We start from the raw sequence: 24403 nt of genomic DNA on the forward strand, positions 1-24403 counted from the left end.
CGGATAGGTACATGTATCAAATCTGAATGTTTTTTCGAAACTCTCCGTTCTCAAACAAACTCTTCCTATGCTTCAGCGATAACTGAAAGTACGGAAATACATGTGCATCAATGGCATGCAGCAGTTCCTTAGCCGTCTTGTTCGCCAGGTCATAATCGCCTGTAGTAATATGCTTCCGTGACAGTGCATCTTCAAGCTCATCTTCATCCAGCAAAAATACTTCTCCATCTTTCAGTACAACGACATCCAGATACAGGTCATCAAACCAAGGAACGCCCTGATCGGTTATCCCCTGACTACGACATGTATCAATGTACCACTCTACAATCCGTTCCTGATCGTCAAACATCGCCGTAACAACAAAGTGCTCTCCCTTCGGATAGTATTGCAGCCAGGAATAACCTTTATCTGCGATACAGAAGGTACTGCCTCCATAAGTTTTCCACAAAGGTTCTTTCAAATCCTGTATGGTGTACAACGTAATATAACCTGTGAAAATTTTGGATTGAACGAACCGGCATGTGAATTGTCGGTTCGTAATCCGGCGCCAGTTCGCGCGGTCCCCGAATTTCCGTTTCATACGAACCCCTCTTTGCCGACTACAGGTCCGTGACCTGCTCTGATGTTATTGGTGAACAATGTAATAACGTCCGCCTGATGGATTCCAGCGCTCTGGGCCCGCTCTTGCACAACGTATTACGAATAGTTACAGCTTACCATATTTAAGGTTTACACTCAAAATGAAGCTTTGTCCCACCTATTCATCAAATCAGCCGCTATTACAGTTGGTTCCGTATAACAAAAAAACTGCTTCACCGAAATTCCGGGAAGCAGTTTTTTAATGTAGCTATTTAGTGATTCATTGGCTTAACCGCCGGTTCCAGCTTGAGAATCTGCAGGTGCATCTGTTCCTCCAGTATCCCCACTCGTTCCGCTGTCCGGAGTTACAACCTCGCCCGGCGTCGTTACGGCCCCATCATCGGAGCCTTCACCGGTACCGCCTGGCTCTGTTGTTCCCTGGCCAGGTGGGGTCGTGTTTCCTCCCCCAGGTTGACCGTTTCCTTGGCCGGGTCCACCGTTATTACCACCGTTGCCATTGTTTCCGTTATTACCATTACCATTTCCGTTGTTGCCATTTTCATTCCCATTACCATTACCGTTATTACCGTTCGAGTTGCCATTATCCGGTGAACCATTGTCCGGATTCTCCGTACCTGGCTGCTCAGGATCTATCTCTGTTCCAGGGTCTATACCAGGATCAGGTTCCTCCGGCGGCATTTCCTGTGCTTCAATCATCAAGGAAATGGTGTTGGAAGGATCCGTCTCAAGTCCTGATGCCAAGTCGTAAGCTGTCACATAGTACTCATAGGTTAGACCAGGCAACGCACTTAAATCTTGTGCATTGGTCGCTCCTATTGCATCAATGAGATGAGTGAACTGGGCTTCCGATGTTTCTTTCCGATAAATCCGATATTGCGTACTCGCGTCACCCGTTCCAGTCCAACTTAGGGAGACGGTTTGTGCATTTGGATCGTATGATCCACTCAGCCCACTAACGGACAGAGCCGGCTTTTCTGGTTCTTCTACTGGCGGAGGTGCCTGCCCTCCAGCTGGTGCTTTGAATTGCTTCACTGGAACGCCTTTTAAAGCATCTCCCATGACTTTGGCAAAGAAAGCTGCCGACAGCTTACTGCTGTTCTTAAGCATGTGATTGGCATCCGGATTGTCATAGCCCATCCAGACTGCGGCAGTCCATTCCGGTGTGTATCCAACAAACCATACATCACGGTTGGCACTGTTGCCAGAGATACCACTTTGAACAGTTCCTGTTTTACCCGCTACGGGGCGATCCAGACGTGCTGAACGTCCCGTACCGTCATTAACAACGTTCTGCAGCATCTGTGTAAGCTGATACGCATTTTGCTCGCTCATGACACGCGTTGTGTCCGAGTTATCGTGTTTGTACGTTGTTTTGCCTGCGCTATCCTTAATTTCCTTAATCGAATAGGCTTGTCGGTATTCTCCGAGGTTGGCAAATGCACTATAGGCTTGCGCCATTTCCAGTGTATTTGTACCTTTACTTAGACCACCGAGGGCAATCGCCAAGTTTTTGTCTTCATCTGTCAGCTGTATACCTACACTCTTGGCAAAATTAATGCCTGTGTTAACGCCTATTTTATCAAGCAGCCAAACCGCAGGAATATTTTCCGATTTCGTAATGGCTTCCGTCATACTGATCGTCGAAGAATATCCATGCAAGTTACCAGGACAATAGTTACCAAAACATTGCTTTGCATTACTCAGCGACGAGTTGGCACTGTAATTTCCTGATTCAAGCGCCGGTGCATAAGACACAATCGGTTTAAAAGCTGAACCTGGTTGTCTTCGACTCTGCGTTACACGGCTATAACCTTTAGTCTGATAATCCCGTCCACCCAGGAGGGCAACGAGGCTACCATTCTCATGGTTCATAATAACCATGGAGCCTTGAACCTGTTGATCATCTTTACTTGCCTCGAACAGACTATCATCTGTGAACGCAGTTTCCATGGCTGTTTGAGCCTGAGCATCCATAGTTGTATAGATTTTGTATCCGCCGATATTCAGATCATCTTCCGTTTTACCTGTTACTCGTTCAGCTTCACGGAGCACATAATCTATAAAACCTTGATACTTCCTGTCTTTCTCTGGTCGCTTGTAGTTATAGTTAATCTCTTTTGCTTCGTCCATCTCCGCCTTGGTAATGTAGCCTTGTTCATACATCAGCTGCAATACCACACCTCGACGTGCTTTTGAGTCGTTTGGATTGCTCACCGGATTATAGGCAGAAGGCCCTTTCGGCATAGCTGCCAATGTAGCAATTTGCCACAACTTCAACCTCTTGAGATCAGTAACTCCAAAGTAAAATTCAGATGCTGCTTTAATCCCGTAACGCTGATGACCGAAGAAAATCCGGTTCAGGTACATCGTCAGAATCTCGTCTTTTGTGTACTTGCGCTCTAATGCCATGGCAATTGATACTTCCGTTGCTTTACGGAAGAACGTTTTGTCACGGGACAAGAACATGTTCTTGGCAAGCTGTTGGGTTAGTGTACTACCACCTTCCACCATGGAACGAGCCATGACGTCCTTAACCGCCGCACGCCCTATGGACCAGATATCCACGCCCTGATGATCGTAGAAGCGTTTATCCTCCGTTGCAACAAAGGCTTGCTTCACCAGCTCAGGAATATCATCTTCTTTGACGGGTTCCAGCTTCTGAATGGATAGCTCCCCCATTAATTGGCCATTGCGATCATATACTTTTGAAGTTTCATTAATTGTGGTTTTGTCCTTGTTGGCTTTGAGCAGATTTTCACCACTCACCATAATAAATAAATATCCGCCTAGTGCACAGAATATGGCGATTGCCATTGTGAAAAACAGTGTCCATCCAACGCGTTTACCCGTAATTTTTTTCTTTTTAGAGGTCTTTGGCTTCGCTTTTTTGGGTGACTTGTTATTGTTGTTGCGATTGTTAGACCTCGACAACGGATCGTTTGGCATGTTACCTCCTGACTCCCTTTCGGTTGCATAATTTCTATTCGTCTGTAGGCTCAGGCATATATTAAACATATTTTGCCCGGAATGAAAAGAACAACCCTTTATTCAGGTTGCTCTGTTTCAATACCTATACTTGTAGACGAAATGGTTGGTGAAAAGGTTTCGTAATTTTTTTAAGCTTCGCCGCTGTTATCTTGCTGCATCAGCGATACGCTGCGTTGCGGCGTGAACGTGGAGATGGCATGCTTGTAGACCATTTGCTGGCGTCCGTCGCTGTCAATGACGATCGTAAAATTGTCAAATGCCTTGATCGTCCCGCGGATTTGGAAGCCGTTGGTCAGATAGACCGTAGCAGGAATATTTTCTTTCCGCAGTTGGTTCAAGAACGTATCTTGGATGTTGATGGACTTGTTCATTAGCCGTACCCCCATTGGTTCATTTGAATTCGTGTTCAAGTAATATTCAATATCGCTGAGTAGCTTTCGTGCTATTATATCATGAACAGTTTCATATAATCCACAAAAACCCCTTGTCTGCTATTTTACACCCATTCTTGGCGAGGTGAACAAATAGAAGACTTATCCATTATACACCGCTTGTCTGTTTTGCAAAAGAGGGACAAAATCTTCATTTTAAAGCACATTTTTTCGTTGTTTGGCGAATGATTGATCTCTACCATCTGTTCTAGTGATAAGTAAAAACCTCTATCCTTTTGAAGACTAAAAGGTAGAGGTTTACATATCTTGATCTAATCGATGCCTGTCAGAAGAATACTAATAATCGCTCAAATCAATCAAATTTTCGTGTAATCAATTCACTTATCTGCTTGTATTTCCCTTCAAAATCTTGGGTATCCGTCATGTCCACCCATTCAATATCCTTCATATGACGGAACCAGGAAAGCTGCCGTTTGGCAAACCGACGTGTATCCCTCTTCAACCACTCAACCGCAGCTTCCCAACTCACTTCCCCTTGCAGGAACGCTGCAATCTCCTTATACCCCAGCCCTTGCATGGAAATATGACCTCTGGCCACTCCGCGTTCCAACAGAGACTTCACTTCATCCACCAGACCTTGTTCGATCATCAGATCAATCCGCTCTTCTACCCGGGCGTACAACTTCTGCCGATCCATTGTCAGACCAACAATAAGAAGGTCATAAGGCGACTCTTTCTTCTGTACTGCCAGCTGATCAGACCACTTCTCGCCTGTGAGATGATGGATCTCAAGCGCACGTACAATTCGCCGTTGGTCATTCGGATGCAGACGATCCGCACTAACGGGATCAACTTCGCTCAATCGATCATGAAGGGCCTGTGCTCCATATTGCTCCGCATAGCTGAATTGTTCCTCTCTGAATGCTTCATCTGAACCACTATCCGAAAATTGGAAGCCGTAACATACCGATTCCACATATAGACCGGTGCCACCTACAATAAAAGGCATTTTCCCGCGTTCATGAATTTCACTTATCAATCGGGTGCAACTTTCCTGAAACTCGGCCACAGAATACGGATACTCCGGTTCATGGATATCAATAAGATGATGAGGTACACCCTTCATTTCTTCAGAGGTAATCTTGGCTGTTCCGATATCCATTTCACGATATACCTGCATCGAATCCCCTGAGATAATCTCACAATTGAAAGCATGGGCCAGCTCGATGCTCATTCTTGTTTTGCCTACTGCTGTTGGTCCAACCAGCACAAGCAGTTTAGGTTTTGGTTTAACTTCCACTTTCAACATTAATCACTCCGTACAGGGTTTTTGCATTCGCTCGATCAAGTATTTCAAATCCGAGCCTGTCAAACTCCGCGCTGCCGCGCTTTTCTTTCATGACTACTCGTTTACGGGCAACCCGTTTCGCTTCCATAATGCTCTGTTCATCCAGCGCGTGAGCATTTGCATAATCTCGCAAGGGCTGTATAGCACTTGAATCCATCATCGGTTCACGGAACATGGGGTCAAAATATACGGTATCACAGCTTCGATCCGGCATGGACCGCAGCAATTCTAGATGATCCACATGCCGCAGATCTATGCGCCGAAAAGCCTCATCCACCATGGGCTGATTGCTCTTATAATGAGACATGCCTTCCAGCAGCAGGGTATAGAGCGGTTGCGAACTTTCACAGGCGATGACCCGTCCACTCTCACCAGCCGCAACCGAAAATACCAGCGCATCTGAGCCGAGTCCAGCGGTACAATCAACAATCGTGTCTCCTTCGAGTACCGCACCAGCTTCCAGCATAGGATCGGCTTCACCTCTTAGAACACGTTTAGCGCGAACAAATCCCATACTGGGGTGAAACTCAAGCTCCGTTGCATCCTTGCGGAACAAGCGGGCTCTGCCATTGAGCACGACCAGTATTTCGTTGGTACCATACTGTTCAATCAGTTTGGGTAAAGACGTTCTATTGCGCGGTACGTAGGTACCTCCTGTCGTTTCGGCGAGCTTACGCGCACGCTCCACCTGAGAGGCAATCTCCTTGTCACCGGTTGTAATGTACATAATGTCCCCCTAAATAGCTACATCACTCGTTTAAATAATTTTTCCAGATCATACGTTGAAAATGAAACCACAATCGGCCGCCCATGTGGACAAGTGTAGGGCTGACGACATGAACCCAGACGCTGAATCAGAACTTCTGCTTCCTGATCCGTCAGCTTTTGGTTCGCTTTGATGGATGCCTTGCAGGAGCACATAATAGATGCAGCTTCCCGCATCTTGGCCACATCTATGCTGCGTTCGCTAAGTACCCACTCGGACATTTCTTCGATAATGTCTTTCTCGTCCCCTTTGGGGAACCAGAACGGATGGGAACGCACGCGGAACGTTTGTCCACCGAAATGCTCCAAATATACACCCGCCTGCTCGAACCAGGCCAGTCTTGTTTTCAGTTTTTCCGTCTCCGAAGGTGTAAACTCCAGCGTAATAGGCAGCAGTAACTCTTGTGAGGCCTGAGCAGGGTTACCAAATTTCTCGTAATAGTACTCATAATTCACGCGTTCATGAGCGGCATGCTGATCAATCAAATATAAACCTTGGTCATTTTGCGCGATCAAATACGTACCATGATGCTGTCCGATCAGACTCAGCTCCGGAAATGCGGGCATGGATGCATCCGATTTAATGGCAGCAGCAAGTTTAGTGGCATCAGGCAATCCTGAAGTTTTCCACGTTCGTTCTTCTCTCGCAATCGAAGATGGATTGTAGGATGAACGTGCTTCTCTAACCGGTGAAGTTACGGAATCGGAACGATAGGTAGCCGGTTTGCCTTCAGCCAGTGGTTTTTCTGTTGCTACACGATCCCCACCATCTCGAGAAGAGAGGTCAGATTTGGGAACAGTTTCGGTAGAACTAGCACTTACATCCTTGGTACCTTCCTGCACGTTAGCGGATGCCTGTCCCCCGTCATGACTAGCAATCTTCTGCAAAATATCCCCGTTCCAACTTTCTAACTGCTCCGGGGGCTGTGTAACCTCAGGTGGAGCTTCGGGCAACGGCACTGAGTGACCCTGTTCAGATACTGGCTGTGCTGCGGACACATCCGCCGGAGCATCCAAATCCAAATCATCATCTTCTGCAATCAACTTCAACAATGCACTGGCAGGTTTCCCGAGTGGGCCTTGTTGTCCATAGCCTTCTGGATCAGTTGGATCTTTCAGCGGACCACGTGGAAAGAGGAATTGTTCCTGAATAAAGGAACTATCGTCTCCACGTCGGATCTGCTGTTTTTTGACCTGTGGAATCAATACCTCCTGCCGGAGTATCCCTCGCAACGTCGTCTCCACGAATTCATACAGTTCAGGTTCCTTGCTGAAGCGAACCTCCAGCTTGGCCGGATGCACGTTCACATCCACAAGAGATGGATGCATCTCCAACTGCACCACGACAAGTGGGAAGCGATTGATGGGCAGCAAGGTATGGTAGGCTTTAAGAATCGCCTGATTGAGTCCGTAATTGCGAACAAATCGCCCATTAACAATCGTTGACATCCCACCACGGTTCGCTCGTGTCCATTCTGGCAGGCTAATCAGCCCGCTTACCCGGTAGTCCAGACTTTCTCCCTCAATGGGGAGCATCGCCTTCGCTGCACTTGTACCATAGATCGCTGCAACCACTTGCAGCAGATCGCCGTTGCCCAACGTCTGAAGCAACACATTCTCATTATGTCGCAGTCTGAACGAAATATTGGGGTGAGACATCGCCATCCGGTAAAGAACATCTGATATATGTCCCAGTTCCGTCTGGATCGTTTTCATATATTTGAGTCTGGCTGGTGTATTGTAAAATAGTTCTCTCACTGCAAAATCTGTACCTTGGGGTGAGGCTGCATCTTCATGAGAAATAAGGTTCCCACCTTCAATTACAATGCGGCGTCCTCGCCCGTCATTGTCACTTGCCGATAATACCTCTACCTTGGACACTGCGGCAATACTCGCCAGGGCTTCTCCGCGGAATCCAAGACTTGTGATCTGGAACAGATCTCGGCCATGAGCTATTTTACTGGTCGCATGACGATAAAAGGCAGTTTCCATATCCTCTGGCTCGATACCTGAACCATTGTCTTTGACACGAATACTGAGGAGTCCGCCCTCTTCCACCGTTACTTCAATCTTGGTAGCGCCTGCATCCACCGAGTTTTCGAGCAACTCTTTGACAACCGAAGCAGGCCGTTCGACCACTTCACCCGCCGCAATCTGGTTGGCAATATGTTCATCAAGCACATGTATTTTCGCCACAGGTTTTCCCCTCCCTTATATTCAGGATAATTGCTGTGCCTTTAATTTGAGATCATTTAATATCTGCATCGCCTGAAGAGGCGTCATATTCATGACATCGATATCTTTCATCGTACGAATGAATTCTCGCGCTGGCTTATCCTCCGCAACCACATCCGGTTTCGTTGCCACATTCGGCTCATCATCCCCAAAGATGGACAGTTGAACCACATCTGAATGGGTTGCACCGGACTGTGCTTTGCTGATTGATTTCTTGGCATGTTGCTTTCCGGCCGAATCTTCAATAGAAGGTCTGTACTCTGCACTCTCCGCAATCTCGCGCTCCCTGATCAATGGTGCTGAATCCGTATGCTGGAGCTCTGCACCTTTTAATTTCAAGCCTGCTTCCTGCTTCTCGTTTCCGATATATTCACTGCCCACAGCTACTTGCGCGGCCGCATGTTCGAACCCATGCAATAGTCCATTCGCCCGCTCAATAATGCTATCAGGCAGACCTGCAAGGCGTGCACAATAGATACCATAACTACTGCTGGCTGCCCCGGCAATCAATTTGCGCAGGAAATTAACTTTGTCACCACTCTCCTGTACCGCCATCGAGTAATTGGCCAGCTTGTCCAGGCTCTCCTCCAGATGAGCAAGTTCATGGAAATGAGTTGATACAAGGGCTTTACATCCGATAATATCATGTACATATTCAATAACAGACTGTGCAATCGCCATACCTTCGCTGGTTGACGTTCCCCGTCCCAGTTCATCGATAATAATCAGACTGCGTGGTGTGGCTTTGTCTGTCATAACCTGAATGTCGGCCATCTCCACCATGAATGTGCTTTGTCCACCAATGAGATCATCCGCGGCACCGATCCGTGTGAAAATGCGATCCATGATCGGCACTTCCGCCTGACCCGCAGGTACAAAACAACCTACTTGCGCCAAAATGGAGATTAAAGCGACCTGTCGCATATACGTACTCTTACCAGCCATATTTGGACCAGTAATCAGCAGAATACGTGCCTCTTCCTTGGTCATTGCTGTGTGATTGGCAATAAATGCGCCATCTCGCATGACCGCCTCGACAACCGGATGGCGTCCTTCTTCCACAACCAGATCATAACCGTCGGTCAACGTAGGCCGTACAAAGTTTCGCTCAGCACTAATCACCGCAAAAGATTGATACACGTCAATTTCGGCTACCTGTTCGGCCAGCTTTTGCAATCTTGCAATCTCTTTGTTCAACCGCTCGCGAAGTTCCGCAAAAAGTCCATACTCAATATCAACCATTTTGTCCTGAGCTTCGAGAATCAGCGTCTCTTTTTCCTTCAACTCCGGCGTAATGTAACGTTCTGCATTGGCAAGTGTCTGTTTACGTTCATAACGTCCCTCTGGCAATGCGGACAGATTGGACTTGGTGATCTCGATATAATAACCAAACACTTTGTTATATCCAATCTTCAGCGATCGAATGCCTGTCGCCTCACGCTCTCGCGCTTCCAACTCTGCAATCCACTGTTTCCCGTTGACCGAAGCCTCACGTAATTCATCCAGACGTTCATGGTACCCTTCACGAATCAGACCTCCGTCCCTTACCGATACAGGCGGCTCGTCCACAATGGCTTGCCCGATAGCTTCACGCAGATCATTGCAATCATCCATCGTTTCGGCAATATGCTGCAATGTTGCGGAAGATGATCCAGCGCAATGTTGACGAAGTCCTGGAATTTTCTCCAGGGATGATTTGAGCGCATTCAGGTCACGACCATTGGCATTACCAAACGCAATCCGGCCTACCAAGCGCTCCAGATCATAGATGTCTTTGAGTTCTGCCCGCAGGTCCTCACGCAATATAAACTGGTTGTACAGCGTATCCACTGCTTCAAGACGCTCATTAATCTTCCCTTTTTGCAATAATGGCTTATCGACCCAGCGACGCAGCATTCTTGCACCCATGGAAGTCTCCGTCCTATCAAGCAACCAGAGTAATGAACCTTTTTTGGAGCGTTCACGCACGGTTTCCACCAATTCCAGGTTCCGGCGGGTAAACGGGTCCAAGATCATATAATGATCCGGCTCATACGTTGAGATTTGTGTTAATTGTCCCAGAGAACGTTTCTGTGTCTCACTCAGATAGGAGAAAAGACGTGCAATGCATGCCTGACGTTCAGGCTCTAATCTTGCCCACACAGCCTCACCAAACTGCTGACGGACCAGATCTTCCTTATTCTTTGTCCAGGACGTGTAGACCACAGGTCGACCGATTGGAGACGCCTCGGCTTCTACCGTTTCAAGCAGCGCTGCATCTCCTACCAGCTCCGATGGTTCGTAGATGCCGATTTCATCCTTAAGCCATTCCTTGGAATAGGGTACGGATGTCACATACAACTCACCCGTTGACAGATCACAGGCCGCGAGAGCCAGCGTATTTTGATTACCTGTAAGACACACCATGTAGTTGTTGGATTTATCCCCCAGCGTTTTGCCTTCCATCACCGTTCCGGGTGTAACCACACGTACAATTTCGCGTCGTACCATGCCTTTGGTTACACTCGCATCTTCCATCTGTTCACATATCGCTACTTTATATCCTTTTTCAATCAGACGCTGTATGTAATTGTCAGCCGAATGATAAGGTACACCGCACATCGGAATCTTGTCATCCGTGCCTCCGTTACGTGCGGTCAGCGTGATCTCTAGTTCACGAGCAGCATTAATCGCATCCTCGAAGAACATTTCATAGAAGTCACCCAGTCTAAAAAATAGAAAAGCATCTTGTGCTTCGGCCTTCACTTGCAAATATTGTTGAATCATTGGCGTATACTGAGCCATGATGAATATCCTCCATCCCATTCCTATAATGTCAGGAAGAAACGCGTCCTGGAAGGACAATAAGACGGTCAGGCACTGTGTTTGCGCCTCCGCCTTATGTTTTGGCTATTTGCCACTTCCTTCAAAGGTTGCTGCTCCATATCTTCCGTAGCTACTACTTAAAAAAAGACTTGTTTCTTATTATATCAAAAAAACGTCCGTACTTCATGAACCTGCCCGAATATTCCAGAGTTTGCGAATATCGCGGCTCTCATCCCAAGTTCTTCCCAGTTTTAATTGAAGGAGTAACGGAGACGCATACCGTTCATAACGTGCATATCCATCCAACCTCTTCAGATCATCTACGAGAGCTGGAATGTGTTCCTTAATCACTTCGCGCTTTCCTTCATAAAAAGCGGTATGAACCTCAGCTTTTGCCAACGGACGCTGCCGTAATTGAGTATACCCGCTCGCGATCAGACCTGCCAAGGCCACAACACCTTTCGCAACAAGGGGTGACACAAGAAAGCTGGGTAACGTACGATACTCAAACCCACCGTAGGATTTCAGACGAAAATCACCAAGCGCTCCATAACGGGGCCGTCTTCCCGATCCACGGGGGTCTTGCAGAAATGCCAGTGGCAATGCCAAATAATTGTCCAGTGCACGAAGCAGTTCCCCGGTAAGATTCACGCCGCTAAAATGAATATGACCACCCAGAGGTAACCCCCGCTGTGGCATCCCTCCTGCCTGCCAGATGAGCGAGTGATCACTGATGCTGCGGGAAGCTGCTGCGAATGCCCTCATCAGATGAGCCAGCAGTTCTCGTGGTTCGGAGCTGGGAGCAGGTCTCAGTTCGGCAACCGGATATATGCGCCGTCCACCAATCGTCACGGAATCACAGCCTGCCATTCCTGTACGTTCAAGAAATTTGGAGGCGGGTACGATTTTGGATTCCGGCATCTGCACCAGAAGAAACTCCGGGTCCATGCCGAGTATCGGAGTGGGTCTGTGACTCACTTCCTCATCCAGCAGTTCCTGATGCTGCTTCCAGCTTTCCCTATAGGTAGCAGCAAGGTTGGTCACCCCTTTCCAGGGACCCGGATCAATCGAAATCACTGCACATCCGCCATTCCCTGAAGATTCCATTCGAACAGCTCCATGATCCAGTCCTAGCGTATACAGCGTTTTGAACGCAAGTCGTTCTATGCGCTTGAACAAGGTTGAACTCGCTTCACGCTCCAACAGAGTTTCCTGTGCCCCTCCCATGCCACTAGTATCCTTGCGCTTGATCCGGATCGCCTGCAGACAACTTATCTCTACATCATAGCGTACACGCAAGCCTGGTTCGCGTTTGCGCCGATCGTGCAGTGACAATACTTCAATGCCTGCCTGTTTTAACCGTTTTGTACGTTCTCCAGAAGTCATCCTTTCATATCGGAGTAATGCCTCCTCCGCTTGTTCTAAGACATTCATGACGTCCCCCCTCCCGGATCATGCAACTAAATAAAAATAACCCCGCAATGCGGAGCCTTCCCATGAAAGGTATTCCAGGCATATTGCGAGGCTCGTTAACACCCATTTTTCAATATTTAAGAAGAAAGAGGGCTTACGCCCTCTTCATCGCGCCTTCTGGCGCATATGATACCTTAGGTTAACAAATACATGATGAATCAAACTCACAGCTCATCGTCGAGCAGATCGGGATCGAGATCGTCATAATCTCCATCGCCACTGCCAAAGTCATAGTCCTTGTCTTCGTAATCACCGCAACCATCTGTGCAGACCTTCACACAAACTTTGGTTTCGGCAACGAGTTCCACAGCGAATTCCCGTTCTACCCGGATAATTACACTGCTTCCACCTGCGGATACTGTGGCTTCCACACAGCTAGGTTCCTGCGTTGCATCCGCAGATACCTCCACTGTGGAAGTCCGGTGTTTCGGGTCCAGATAGGACAAAGGCACATGTTCTACATACGAGACCGTTTCTTTGGCTACATCCGTCTGCGAATTCTTGTCATAGGAATACCAAATGTTGATATCGTAAGTACCAATAACTTCAATTCCGTCACCCGCTGATACGGCTTCATATTGGTGGTTGATAATCCAAGCCCCCAAAATACTTGTCGGACCATTTGGCGGAGTCACGGTATGTGTTACGGTAGAGAACTTACGACCTTTGCCGCAGATCGCCTTCGTGATAATCTCTCTACATTGATGTTTATGACTCAATGACATCTTTAAACCTCCTCCATACAATCATTCACTACAAGTGTATGCAGGGCATTCGTCTAGGGTGACAACTATTTTCTATTATTCGTTTGTAGATTGGGACCGGTCCGAGATTGGGGACGGTGCTTTGTCCTTCTTCGCGACTTTCAGATACAGCGCGAGTTCGCGGCACAACTGGAGAATTGCAGAACGAATCTCGAATTCTTCCCTTGTATCCGGCAGTTCCATACGTTTGAATTCTTCTTGCACATCCGCAAGAAGTTTTTCAGTTCGTCCGGTGTAAGATTCAGTAAGTACATCCTGACTAAGCTGATCGAACAGCTCCGATACCATTTCCGCATGTGGCATCTTCTGATAGATCTGGGACACCAGATGCATCATATGCTGGATGGAGTCCAGCTGCGTTTTGCGCATATAGAAGTAGACACTCCATTCTTCGTTCGGATGAATCACCTGATTCTCCAGAGAACGCTTGGCTGCATCGATACCGCCAAGGATAGCTTTATCCGCTTCAATCAGTTCTCTCCCCGCCCATGCTTCATTGGGATTACGCAGCGTGGCCGCGAATTCCTTGAAAATCTTCGAAAAGAGCTCATCGATTCGTTTGCGAATGCGCAGCATCTGAGGATCCGCTGCCGGCATATAGGCCAGATTAACCGCCATTGCGGAACCAAGACCAATCAGAAGCAAAGCAATTTGTACGAGGACGACATGCACGTCCATTTCCCCGCCGCCGAACACCCGAAATACCACGACCGAACCTGTTACAATACCTTCCTTGAAGCCAACCCGGACAATAACCGGGAATGCGATCAATATGTATACGGCCAGTACCCAGTAATGGAAGCCTAGAAAGTGAAAAAGTACACTTGCAAATAAAAGTCCAACTACGGAAGCAAAAAATCGAGCCGATATGGTACGAATACTTCGTTTTCTCGTTACATCCACCCCGAGAATGGCAAGCAATCCCGCTGATGTCGGTCCTGGCAAGCCGCACCAGTCCGCAATCAGCACGGCCATTAATGCGGCGATTGCGGTTTTAATTACCCTAAAACCCATTTAACATTCCATCTCCTCTAAGCTGCAAAAAAATTCTTAGCCAGCTCGTCGCCTCATTCATTTATCATGACTAGTATGTCTCATCCAAATGTAAACTAGACGACATCAACCGACATGCGCATGCATGCCGGTCACAGCAACACGCCCCGAATGAGGGACGCTGGCAAGTTAGATCGTTGCGACAGAACCTCAAGGCCCTCTTCTCCAATCATCGCATTCATTCCGGATCTGCGCGGAATATTCATACTAAATATGGTACTTGATTTTACGGTATCGGGCAACGTGACACCCCTTGTGAAATTGTATACATATCATACCCGGTCACATTACGAGTAAAACACGTCCGAATCACCTGCGGCCAGCCAGCATTTTGCGTTCTGCATAGACAACAAGTTGGTACATGGCTGTTGCAACTGCAGCAATAATTAACAGACTTGATAATACAAGTGTGAAGTTGAATACCTGGAATCCGTAGATAATGAGATAACCGAGCCCTTGTTTGGCGACCAGGAACTCACCCACAATTACACCCACCCAAGCCATGCCAACGTTCACTTTTAAGGTGGATACAATCGCCGGAAACGAAGCAGGTAATACAACTTTGGTAAAAATCTCGGAACGTTCTCCACCAAACGTACGAATCACTTTAATATAATTGGGATCCACTTCATTGAAGCTGTTATACACCACCAGTGTTGTAATAATGACCGTGATGGACAACGTAGTCATAACAATTGCCGTAAAACCAGCGCCAAACATAACGATAAAGATCGGGCCAAGCGCTACCTTTGGCATACTGTTGAACACAACCATATAGGGGTCCAACACTTTGGACAAAAAAGGAGACCACCAAATTAAAACCGCAAGCAAGGTTCCAACGAGTGTTCCCAGTAAAAAACCAACTGCCGTCTCCCCTACGGTTACCCCAACATGTGCCCATAATTCGCCGCTAGCGATGTCCTTGCCAATCTGGGCAAAAATCTTACTCGGATAACTGAATAACAGTACATCAATCCAACGGAGTCTGCCTGCCACTTCCCATAGCAAAAACATACATACCAACATAGATAACTGTACGGCAAGTACTTGATGTCGCCATCTGGCCACCTGCTGAATATGATTCCGATGCAGCTGCCCCATCCATTCGTCACGCTTTTCCTGCTTCGGATTCATTGGATTCACGCGTCTTCCTCACCTCCCCCGGACTGATCCAGTTCACTCCACAACGCCTGAAACAACGCATTGAATCCTTCTTGCTCCCTGGCATGAAACGGCTGAGCCTTCCGAATACCATCAGGGATAATAAACTCACGGCGGATGCGGCCGGGATTGCGATCAAGCACAATGACGCGGTCACTGACCGCAATGGCTTCAGACAAATCATGGGTGACGAGAACGGATGTTTTGCCAAACTGTTTTAACGTATCCGAGACCAGATCCTCCAGTTGCAGCTTGGTTTGATAATCAAGTGCTGAGAATGGTTCATCCAACAATAAAATTCCCGGATCGGTTGCTAACGTGCGCACCAGAGCCACTCGCTGTCTCATGCCTCCTGAAAGCTCTGATGGGTACTGATTCTCCGTTCCGGCCAAACCCATACTTACCAGCAGTTCACGCACACGCTCACGGCTCCGTTCATCCAGTCTGCCTGTCAGTTCAAGACCAATCAATGCATTATCCAGAATGGTCCGCCATGGAAACAGATAGTCTTGTTGAAGCATATAACCAATCTGTGCTGAGGGGCCGCCAACGAGTTTTCCTTTAACCTTAACCTCTCCTCGGGTGGGTGTGAGCAGCCCGGCGATGATCGACAACAATGTCGTTTTACCGCATCCACTCGGTCCAACCAGACTGACGAACTCTCCTTTTTGGATCTCCAGACTCAAGTCTTCAATCACCAATGAAGCTTCCCGCTCGCTGACGTATACTTGAGAGATCCCCTCCAGTCGGATCACACTTTCGGATTCAGGCATTCTGCTCACTTCCTTTCCTGAATACCCATCACTTTGATTTCGTAGCTTCTTCCGCATAGGCATTATCCACAATTGCACTCAAATCCACGCGTTCTTTCAACTCGCCGGCGGCACTCATGACATCAAGCAGATTGTTCCACTCTTCCTCATCAATGATCGGGTCCGTTGCATAGCTGCCCTGTTCCTTATAACGGTTCACACTGCTTACCAAAATGGCCGGATCGATGTCTTTGAAAAAAGGAGAAATGACTTCAGCAATCTCTTCGGACGTATGGGAATCCACCCATGTCTGCGCTTTGTGCAGACCATTCGTAAACTTCTGGACGATATCCTTATTGTCGTTAAGATAACTCTGTTTCGTCATGAAGACCGTGTAAGGCAGACGACCACTTTCTGTTCCAAACGATCCAATAACCTTGCCCCGACCTTCTTGTTCAAAGATGGATGCCTGGGGTTCAAACAGTTGAACATAATCTCCCGTGCCTGAGGCAAAAGCAGACGCAATGTTGGCAAAGTCCACATTCTGTATCAGCTCCAGATCACTTTGCGGATCAATGCCATGTTTGTTCAGTGCGAACTCCCCTGCCATTTGCGGCATGCCGCCTTTGCGCTGACCGAGAAATGTGGAATCCCTCAGTTGCTCCCAATCGAAGCTACCTTCTGTGTTACGAGCGAACAGAAATGTACCATCCGTCTGGGTGAGCTGGGCAAAGTTAATGACCGGATCTTCCGCTCCCTGCTGATAGACATATATGGACGTCTCCGCTCCTACCAGTGCGATATCCACTGAACCTGCGAGTAATGCCGCCATCGTTTTGTCACCGCCAGCAGTCGTCTGAATATCCACCTCAAGTCCCTGCTCTTCAAAAAAACCTTGAGCCACAGCCACATACTCCGGTGCGTAAAATACCGAACGAGTCACTTCGCCAATCGTAATCTTGGCTTCATTCTCTTCCTTGTTACAGCTGGTGAGCGCCACAATGATAATCAGCAGAATAACGATGCCCCGGACGAACCATGGCGTGTATTTCATGTTGTTTCCCTCCTTCACTGGTTTCAGCAGTTTCTCTCTATTATGGATATGCCGATGCCCAACAAAAGGTTAAGAACTTAAATGCAAAAAAGAGCCGGGCAATGATGCCCGACTCTTCAGCTCTTCGAAATGTATTCAATATGTTATTTATAGGATATCTACAGCTTGTAAATCTCGGCATATTTGGCTTCCAGATAATCGGCCAGATAATCCGGGTTCAATTCTTCACCCGTTACGGCAACAATCAATTCGGAAGGTGTGCGACTTTTACCATACCGATAGATCTTGTCTGTAAGCCATTCCTTAATTGGAATCAGATTACCTTCAGCAATAAGGGTATCAAACTCCGGCATTTCCTTGCGCAATGTATGTAGAATTTGAGCTGCATACATATTACCCAGAGAATACGAAGCAAAGTAACCAAAGTCACCACCAGACCAGTGAACATCCTGAAGAACGCCGTCTCCATCATTCGTTGGCATAATACCGAGGTATTCCTTGTATTTTGCATTCCAGGTCTCCGGCAGGTCTTTCACTTCCAGACCATCGTTGAATAACATTTTCTCGATCTCATACCGGATAATAATATGCAGGTTATAGGTCAGTTCATCCGCTTCAATCCGAATGAGTGAACTCTCCACCCGATTGATTGCACGATAGAAATCTTCCAGCTCAACCTCGCTCAATTGAGGGAAATGCTGCTGCAAATCTTTGTAATAACGTGTCCAGAATGGCAGGCTGCGACCAATCATGTTTTCCCAAAGACGAGACTGTGACTCATGAATCCCCATGGACGTTCCTTCGGCAAGAAGGGTACCCGCCAGACTGTCATCAATATTTTGCTCGTACAGGGCATGTCCGCCCTCATGCAGTGAACTGAAGACTGCGCTTGCTACATCATCTTGCAGATAATGTGTTGTAATTCGCACATCACCCGGGTTAAGACCCGTTGCAAATGGATGCACACTCTCGTCCAATCGTCCAGCTTCAAAGTCATAGCCCATTTGTTCCAAAATGAACAGACTGAATTTTTCCTGCTGTTCGGTGTCAAACAACTGATTCAGAAACTCTGTATTTGGCTTGTTTTCTGAAGCATTAATCTTCTCTTGCAGAGGCACCAAACGTGCTTTGAGGCGGGCAAATACAGCATCCACTTTCTCAACGGTCAGATCCGGTTCATACATATCAAGCAGCGTATCATAACGCGTATCCTTTACACCCCAGTAATCAATAAACTCCTGTTTGAGCTTAACGATATCTGTCAGATATGGGGAGAATCCTGCAAAATCACTGTTATGCTTGGCATCTTCCCATGCCGTTTCCGACTTGGCTGTGAGCACGGTATAAGCTTGTACTTTTTCCGGTGGTACGGATTGACTGCGATCATATTCTTTCTTGCAATCTTCAACCAGACGACGATCTATATCTTGGAGCTGTTCCAATACCGCTGGAGTCGTTAACGCATCCAGGTAAGTCTTCATGTCAGCTGAGGTTTGCAGCTTGAATGCTTCGGTGGACAACATACCCAGCGTCTCCGAACGAGTCGGAACGCCTTTTTTCGGCGCACCTGTGCGCAGATCCCAGTGAAGCAAACCAATGGCTTCATGATAGCTCTTAATTTTACGAGCCAGATTACGGAAGGATTCCAAATGTTCCTGTGTTTGTTTATCCATTGTTATCGTTCACCTCTTCAAAAAAAATGTTATACCCTATTGATGATACTTTTTGCATTGCGTATAATCAACTTTTAACAGATGAAAATTGCATTGTTCTCCTAAAGATACGTGTTCAAAAAGTCTGGTTTTCATTACCGAGAAGATGGAAATGGCGTTCAACTTCGATGCCGATGATGCCCTCAGGCATGATCTGTAATCAAAAGTGGACTTTTTGAACAACCTCTAAAGGGTTGGAGTAATGCCATCTGCTGACCGTGAAATACTATTAAAGCAAAGGCGTGTAGGACAAGCTGCATCATATGCAAGTGGCCGTGCTCGTCGTATTGGATAACAGGAGGCAATGGACATGAACAACATTCAAGAGATTTTGGCTTACAACAAATCATTTGTCGAGACCAAAGAATACGAAAAGTATACGGCTGGCAAGTTTCCAACCAAAAAGATGGTTATCATCACTTGTATGGATACACGTCTGGTGGAAATGCTGCCCAAGGCCATGAACCTGAAAAACGGTGATGTGAAAATCATCAAAAACGCAGGCGCAATTATATCTCAGCCTTTCGGGAGTGTAATGCGTAGTGTGCTTGTCGCCATCTATGAACTGGGTGCAGATGAAGTCCTGGTAGTGGGTCATACGGAATGTGGTATGGCTTCCCTTCACGCTGAGACCATGATTGGACATATGGTAGAGCGTGGTGTATCGGAAGAAGTCATGACTACTCTGGAGAATTCGGGCATCCGTTTGCAAAAATGGTTGCGTGGGTTTGACAGCGTCGAAGAAGGGGTAAAACATACTGTGGAAGTGATCAAGAAGCATCCTTTACTTCCTCCCAATGTACCCGTCCACGGCATGGTTATCGATTCTGCCACAGGTGAGCTTGATCTTGTCGCTGAGGGGTATGGACAACAGGCATCTCTCTAAATGGTTTGGAGTGCGGACCTTATGGTTCGCACTTTTTTTGTCTAAATTAAGGCAGTTGCTCTGTCAGGTTGTCAAACCATACAGTTTCAGTGTACACTTTTTATGAAAGCGGTCAAAGAAAGTAAAAACGATTGTTCTCTCTGACCTAGCCCTAATATTAAGGAGACATGTGCATGAACATACTTTCCTACGGATTGCTCGGGCTGCTTACCCGCGAGGAGTCATCGGGCTATGATCTGATGCTGAAGATCCAGCCGCATTGGCAAGCGAAACACAGCCAGATCTACCCACTCCTGTCCAAGATGGAAAACGATGAGTTATTGGCCTCCCGCTGGGTACAACAGTCTGACAAACCGGACAAGAAAATGTACGCAGTTACGGAAAAAGGCATTGAAAAGCTCTTGGAATGGATGATTACTCCTGTTACCGCACCGGTTACACGCGATGAATTTAATTTGCGTATTTTGTGTGTTGGCATAGCGGAAGACGGAAGCATGAGACGCATTCTGAATGAGCGTAAAAGCTGGTTTATGGAACGCATACGTTATTTCGAGGATTTGAAGTCACGTATACCTCTGGATAATCTTCGTGTAGGCAACCGAGATTTTGGAAGCTACATCCTGGTACAAAAAGGTTTAATGCATGCGCAAACAGGCCTGGAATGGTGTCATTGGGTTACCCAATTGCTTGATGGCCAAGCTGCAATTCAAGATCCAAGTCCAAGCGTTTCAGAAATTTAATAAAATTTGAAACGTTCCTGCAAGTTGACCGTATTACATGAGTAAGGCCCATTTTTGGGCGATTCAAACAAATTAATCGGGGGGTTACGATCTTTACAATGAAGAAAAAATTTGGAGTTAAACATCTAATGATGGTATTTATGGCCTTTACATTATTGTTCGCAACAGTTGGAGTAACAAATCCGGATTCTGCAGATGCAAGACGTGGTGGCGGATTCAAATCCGGTACAAAAAGTTATACCAACACTCCTAAGAAATCCGACTCCAACAACAACGTGAATCAATCCAATTCCGGTAATAACTCCGGTACTGGTGCAGCTGCAACCCGTGGTGGTGGATTCTTCGGCGGTGGCGGCGGATTCATGAAAGGCATGATGCTTGGTGGTCTTGCTGGTATGATGTTTGGCGGATTGTTCGGTGGCATGGGCGCTCTGGGTAACATCCTCGGATTGCTCGTGAACGTTGCAGCAATCATGTTGATTGTTATGCTGGCTATGGCACTCTTCAGAGCCATCTCCAATCGTCGTAAACCTGCAGCGGATGGTCGTTATGACCGTCGCAATGATCGTGATGATGACCGTAACAGAAACGGACGGTACTAATCTCTATGGTTCTGAGCATGGATGAAATTGTGAATGCAATCTGTATTCATATGGCAGAACGTAAGGGTGTACGTCCAACCGATGTGAATGTAGAACTGAGCTGGGAAGAAGATACAGGTTATTCCGCTGAAGTTTGGATCCAAGGACGCAGTCAATATCTGGTCGAGTCCAATATGATTGAAGCGATTCTTCGCTACCTGCACAGTGAATACAACATCCGGGCGTACCGTGAGAATGTACGACTTGATCTGGATGAAGAAATCACAGCGATCGTTAATCAATAAACTATAGGTCAAGTAATGACCTCTTATACTAAAGACCGTCTCCCTTCTGTCGCCTGACAGAGATGGAAGACGGTCTTTTTGTTTCTGTATTTGTATCTTTATTTGTGTGTCTATTCTAGTCTCTATACGTGCCTGTGTTACGTACTATTTCTTGGAAACTACGATTGAAGTTTGACCAAGCTGTAGTTCTTCTTACCTTTACGGATAATGATGAATTTACCGCCAATGGCGTGTTCTGCAGACACTGTGAATTCAAGCTCCGTGATTTTCTCACCATTCATGGAGATCGCACCTTTGGTGACATCCTCACGCGCCTGGCGTTTGGATGGCTCCAGGCCGAGATCTACGAGCCAGTCCACGATATTTTTCGCTTCGCCGTCCGTCTCGAATGTTGGCATTTCCTTGAATCCCTGCTCGATTTCATCCGCCGTCAGGGAACGGATATCACCACTGAACAGCGCAGCTGTAATACGTTTAGCCTGTTCGAGCATTTCTTCGCCGTGAACGAATTTTGTCATTTCTTCCGCGAGTGCTTTCTGTGCTTCACGTCTGTGCGGCTCTGTCTCTACCTTTTCAGCCAAAGCTTCAATTTCTTCTTTGCTCAGGAAGGTAAAGTATTTCAAGTATTTAATGACATCACGGTCATCTGTATTCGCCCAGAACTGGTAGAATTCAAATGGTGTCGTTTTGTTTGGATCAAGCCAGATTGCTCCGCCAGCTGTTTTACCAAATTTCGTACCGTCGGATTTGAGCATGAGCGGAATAGTCAGACCGTACGCCTTCGCTTCAGATCCTTCTTTTTTACGAATCAGATCGAGACCACTTGTGATGTTACCCCATTGATCCGAACCGCCGATTTGAAGCTGTACATCTTCGTTCTGGAACAGGTGCAGGTAGTCGAGTGATTGAAGGATCTGGTAGGAAAACTCGGTAAACGAAATTCCGCCTTCCAGTCTGCTCGCAACTACATCCTTAGCCAGCATGGTGTTGAGGTTAAAGTTTTTGCCGTAGTCACGCAAGAATTCAATGACATTGATCTTGTGCGTCCAATCGTAGTTGTTCACCATGCGAACCTGATTATCACCGTCTGTTACAAACAACTTCTTCATCTGTGCTGTCAGTGAATCCACATTCTCCTGCACTTGCTCCATCGTTTGCAAAGAACGCTCTGCCTGACGACCACTTGGATCACCAATCGTGCCTGTAGCTCCACCAATCAGAATAACTGGACGATGTCCTGCCAGTTGAAAACGTTTCAGCATCATGAAGGGAATGAGATGTCCGATATGCATGCTATCTCCCGTTGGGTCAACACCGCAGTACAAAGAAACGGACTTCGTTTCAGTCAACTCACGTAATCCCTCTGCATCCGTCTGCTGGTTAATGGCGTCACGCCACTGTAGTTCATCAATAATATTCATTCGTATAACCCCTTTTCTATCCTCAAGATTCAGTCATGATCTACGTTAAATTACGAAATAACACGCTGGAACGGCTTTTTTGGACACAAAAAAATCGCCTCCTTGTCTTCATTAGACACAGGGACGATTATCATAACCGTGGTACCACCCAAATTGCATGGACAACACGTGACCTTAACACGTTATCCATACCACTTTTGGCAATATATCGTTTGCCCATCCGCTTGGCATTACCCAAGTACTCCAGAGTGTAATTCGCAGCCCTTGTATGTATCAGGTTCCATCAACCCCTGACTTTCTGTAACAGGGACAAAGCCGCTACTGCGCTCTATCAACGTGATTCATGTATTCAATTTATAGCAAGTATAGCCGAACGTTCCAGTCATTGCAAGACCAAGTATGCAATCTTTGAACAGAACAACGGATGCATAATTGAAACCAGATTATATAATCATCATGTTCAATTTTCCGTGATAATAACCATAGGCTTTCTCCGCAATCTGATCCTCATTGTTCCAAAATTGCTGATCCAGCGCATCTAACTGGTCCTCTTGTTCCTTTGTCAGTAATTTAGGAATATCCCACAGTTCAGTAAGCCTTTCATCCTCTTTCAAATACTCCATGCAGCCGTACGCTGACGTTATAATCTCCACGACTTGAGTCGCACCAATGGTATGTAATGCCCGCAACGCGTAACGGTATACCTCTTCCCCCCAGTTACAGAAAAACTGAATAAAACCGCCATTAAAGACATCCGCCTCTAATAGCCATAAAGCAGCAATATCCTGCTCGTTCGAAGTCAACGAAGCCCAGCCCTGTTCAGATTTATTCTTTTTTTCGACAAATAACACAGCATAGTCATACCATACATCATTAATATCTTGCTCGCTCACGTAACACACCTCATTTTTATTTATTTCATACCCTCTAACTCCTGACGTTTACCCTTCAGATACCAATGTAAATACGGATCACCGATCTGCTGGAAGGCTTCCTGAACACCCCTGTTTAGTTCATTCATCACTTCATTTGTGTAGTTCAAATGCGTCTGTTTATTATCCACGCCATATCTTTCCAACAACCCTACATGCGTCGCGGTGAAAATAATATCCTCCAGCATCCAATAGATGACTTCATCCGGCTGTTTCACCCGTTTCTCTAACGTGACGAAACCACGTTCGTAGATTCGAACGATATACGCATCTTCTCCATTCTCTACATAGGGCACACCATCGCATTTAAAGGTCTCAAACAAGCGGTTAACATAGTTCTGCATCTGTTCCCTACGGAGAGACGTACGCTCTAAAAGCTGTAAAAGGATGTCTGCCAATTGTTGTTTGCTTAACATGTTGGACATGAATGCACCTG

The 24403-nt window shown here is 46.8% G+C and carries 21 protein-coding genes and 1 other annotated feature; of the genes, 4 read left to right on the forward strand and 17 right to left on the reverse strand.

Going from position 1 to position 24403, the window contains the following annotated elements; all coding sequences use genetic code 11:
- Positions 1–16: 16 nt before the first annotated feature.
- The 14 genes from NZ043_RS27985 to NZ043_RS28050 all read right to left on the reverse strand — a co-directional run bounded on the left by NZ043_RS27985 (position 17) and on the right by NZ043_RS28050 (position 19063).
- Positions 17–580, reverse strand: a complete 564-nt coding sequence (locus NZ043_RS27985) for a DUF402 domain-containing protein (RefSeq protein ID WP_091029289.1) — start codon at positions 578–580, stop codon at positions 17–19.
- 287 nt (positions 581–867) lie between these two features.
- The gene (locus tag NZ043_RS27990) at positions 868–3546 is read right to left on the reverse strand and encodes a PBP1A family penicillin-binding protein (protein ID WP_339309833.1); all 2679 of its coding nucleotides are present in this window, start codon (positions 3544–3546) and stop codon (positions 868–870) included.
- A gap of 170 nt (positions 3547–3716) precedes the next feature.
- Complete coding sequence (gene hfq / locus NZ043_RS27995) at positions 3717–3959, reverse strand: RNA chaperone Hfq (RefSeq protein WP_017687918.1); 243 nt, start codon at positions 3957–3959, stop codon at positions 3717–3719.
- A 373-nt stretch (positions 3960–4332) separates the two neighbouring features.
- Entirely contained in the window at positions 4333–5289 is a 957-nt protein-coding gene (gene miaA, locus NZ043_RS28000) for a tRNA (adenosine(37)-N6)-dimethylallyltransferase MiaA (RefSeq protein ID WP_240768044.1), read from the reverse strand.
- On the reverse strand, positions 5270–6055 hold the full coding sequence (locus NZ043_RS28005) for a class I SAM-dependent methyltransferase (protein WP_133385205.1): 786 nt from the start codon (positions 6053–6055) through the stop codon (positions 5270–5272). Before NZ043_RS28005 ends, miaA begins: the two co-directional genes overlap by 20 nt.
- Positions 6056–6072: 17 nt before the next feature.
- Positions 6073–8289, reverse strand: coding sequence for a DNA mismatch repair endonuclease MutL (gene mutL / locus NZ043_RS28010; RefSeq protein ID WP_339309834.1), 2217 nt, complete (start codon positions 8287–8289; stop codon positions 6073–6075).
- 21 nt (positions 8290–8310) lie between these two features.
- Positions 8311–11112, reverse strand: a complete 2802-nt coding sequence (gene mutS, locus NZ043_RS28015; RefSeq protein ID WP_339309835.1) for a DNA mismatch repair protein MutS — start codon at positions 11110–11112, stop codon at positions 8311–8313.
- Between the two features lie 204 nt (positions 11113–11316).
- Positions 11317–12567 carry a hypothetical protein gene (locus tag NZ043_RS28020; RefSeq protein ID WP_339309836.1) on the reverse strand — a complete coding sequence of 417 codons (1251 nt, stop codon included), beginning with the start codon at positions 12565–12567 and terminating at the stop codon, positions 11317–11319.
- Between the two features lie 203 nt (positions 12568–12770).
- A complete protein-coding gene (locus tag NZ043_RS28025) occupies positions 12771–13331 on the reverse strand; it encodes an outer spore coat protein CotE (protein WP_062835006.1) in 561 nt (186 codons plus the stop codon).
- 75 nt (positions 13332–13406) lie between these two features.
- A complete protein-coding gene (locus NZ043_RS28030) occupies positions 13407–14384 on the reverse strand; it encodes an aromatic acid exporter family protein (RefSeq protein ID WP_091029278.1) in 978 nt (325 codons plus the stop codon).
- Between the two features lie 348 nt (positions 14385–14732).
- The gene (locus NZ043_RS28035) at positions 14733–15557 is read right to left on the reverse strand and encodes an ABC transporter permease (protein ID WP_091034842.1); all 825 of its coding nucleotides are present in this window, start codon (positions 15555–15557) and stop codon (positions 14733–14735) included.
- A gap of 5 nt (positions 15558–15562) precedes the next feature.
- A complete protein-coding gene (locus NZ043_RS28040) occupies positions 15563–16357 on the reverse strand; it encodes an ABC transporter ATP-binding protein (RefSeq protein ID WP_091029275.1) in 795 nt (264 codons plus the stop codon).
- 28 nt (positions 16358–16385) lie between these two features.
- Positions 16386–17390 carry an ABC transporter substrate-binding protein gene (locus NZ043_RS28045; RefSeq protein ID WP_091029274.1) on the reverse strand — a complete coding sequence of 335 codons (1005 nt, stop codon included), beginning with the start codon at positions 17388–17390 and terminating at the stop codon, positions 16386–16388.
- Positions 17391–17548: 158 nt separating this feature from the next.
- On the reverse strand, positions 17549–19063 hold the full coding sequence (locus NZ043_RS28050; RefSeq protein ID WP_339309837.1) for a carboxypeptidase M32: 1515 nt from the start codon (positions 19061–19063) through the stop codon (positions 17549–17551).
- Between the two features lie 349 nt (positions 19064–19412).
- Here NZ043_RS28050 and NZ043_RS28055 point away from each other — a divergent pair, with 349 nt between their 5' ends.
- The 4 genes from NZ043_RS28055 to NZ043_RS28070 all read left to right on the forward strand — a co-directional run bounded on the left by NZ043_RS28055 (position 19413) and on the right by NZ043_RS28070 (position 21614).
- Complete coding sequence (locus NZ043_RS28055; protein ID WP_062835011.1) at positions 19413–19988, forward strand: carbonic anhydrase; 576 nt, start codon at positions 19413–19415, stop codon at positions 19986–19988.
- A 173-nt stretch (positions 19989–20161) separates the two neighbouring features.
- The gene (locus tag NZ043_RS28060) at positions 20162–20728 is read left to right on the forward strand and encodes a PadR family transcriptional regulator (RefSeq protein WP_253437997.1); all 567 of its coding nucleotides are present in this window, start codon (positions 20162–20164) and stop codon (positions 20726–20728) included.
- Between the two features lie 98 nt (positions 20729–20826).
- Positions 20827–21330, forward strand: coding sequence for a hypothetical protein (locus tag NZ043_RS28065; RefSeq protein WP_091029269.1), 504 nt, complete (start codon positions 20827–20829; stop codon positions 21328–21330).
- A 5-nt stretch (positions 21331–21335) separates the two neighbouring features.
- Complete coding sequence (locus NZ043_RS28070; protein WP_017687903.1) at positions 21336–21614, forward strand: YxcD family protein; 279 nt, start codon at positions 21336–21338, stop codon at positions 21612–21614.
- A gap of 158 nt (positions 21615–21772) precedes the next feature.
- Here NZ043_RS28070 and tyrS read toward each other — a convergent pair whose 3' ends face one another.
- From tyrS to NZ043_RS28085, 3 genes are all read right to left on the reverse strand, one after another.
- Entirely contained in the window at positions 21773–23035 is a 1263-nt protein-coding gene (gene tyrS, locus NZ043_RS28075) for a tyrosine--tRNA ligase (protein WP_339309838.1), read from the reverse strand.
- Between the two features lie 116 nt (positions 23036–23151).
- Positions 23152–23379, reverse strand: a binding site (T-box leader).
- A 99-nt stretch (positions 23380–23478) separates the two neighbouring features.
- Positions 23479–23928 carry a DUF4375 domain-containing protein gene (locus NZ043_RS28080; RefSeq protein WP_091029265.1) on the reverse strand — a complete coding sequence of 150 codons (450 nt, stop codon included), beginning with the start codon at positions 23926–23928 and terminating at the stop codon, positions 23479–23481.
- Between the two features lie 20 nt (positions 23929–23948).
- On the reverse strand, positions 23949–24392 hold the full coding sequence (locus NZ043_RS28085) for an Imm63 family immunity protein (RefSeq protein ID WP_339309839.1): 444 nt from the start codon (positions 24390–24392) through the stop codon (positions 23949–23951).
- Positions 24393–24403 lie beyond the last annotated feature (11 nt).

Origin of the sequence: Paenibacillus sp. FSL k6-2145, assembly GCF_037976585.1 — a bacterium.
Taxonomy (GTDB): Bacteria; Bacillota; Bacilli; order Paenibacillales; family Paenibacillaceae; genus Paenibacillus.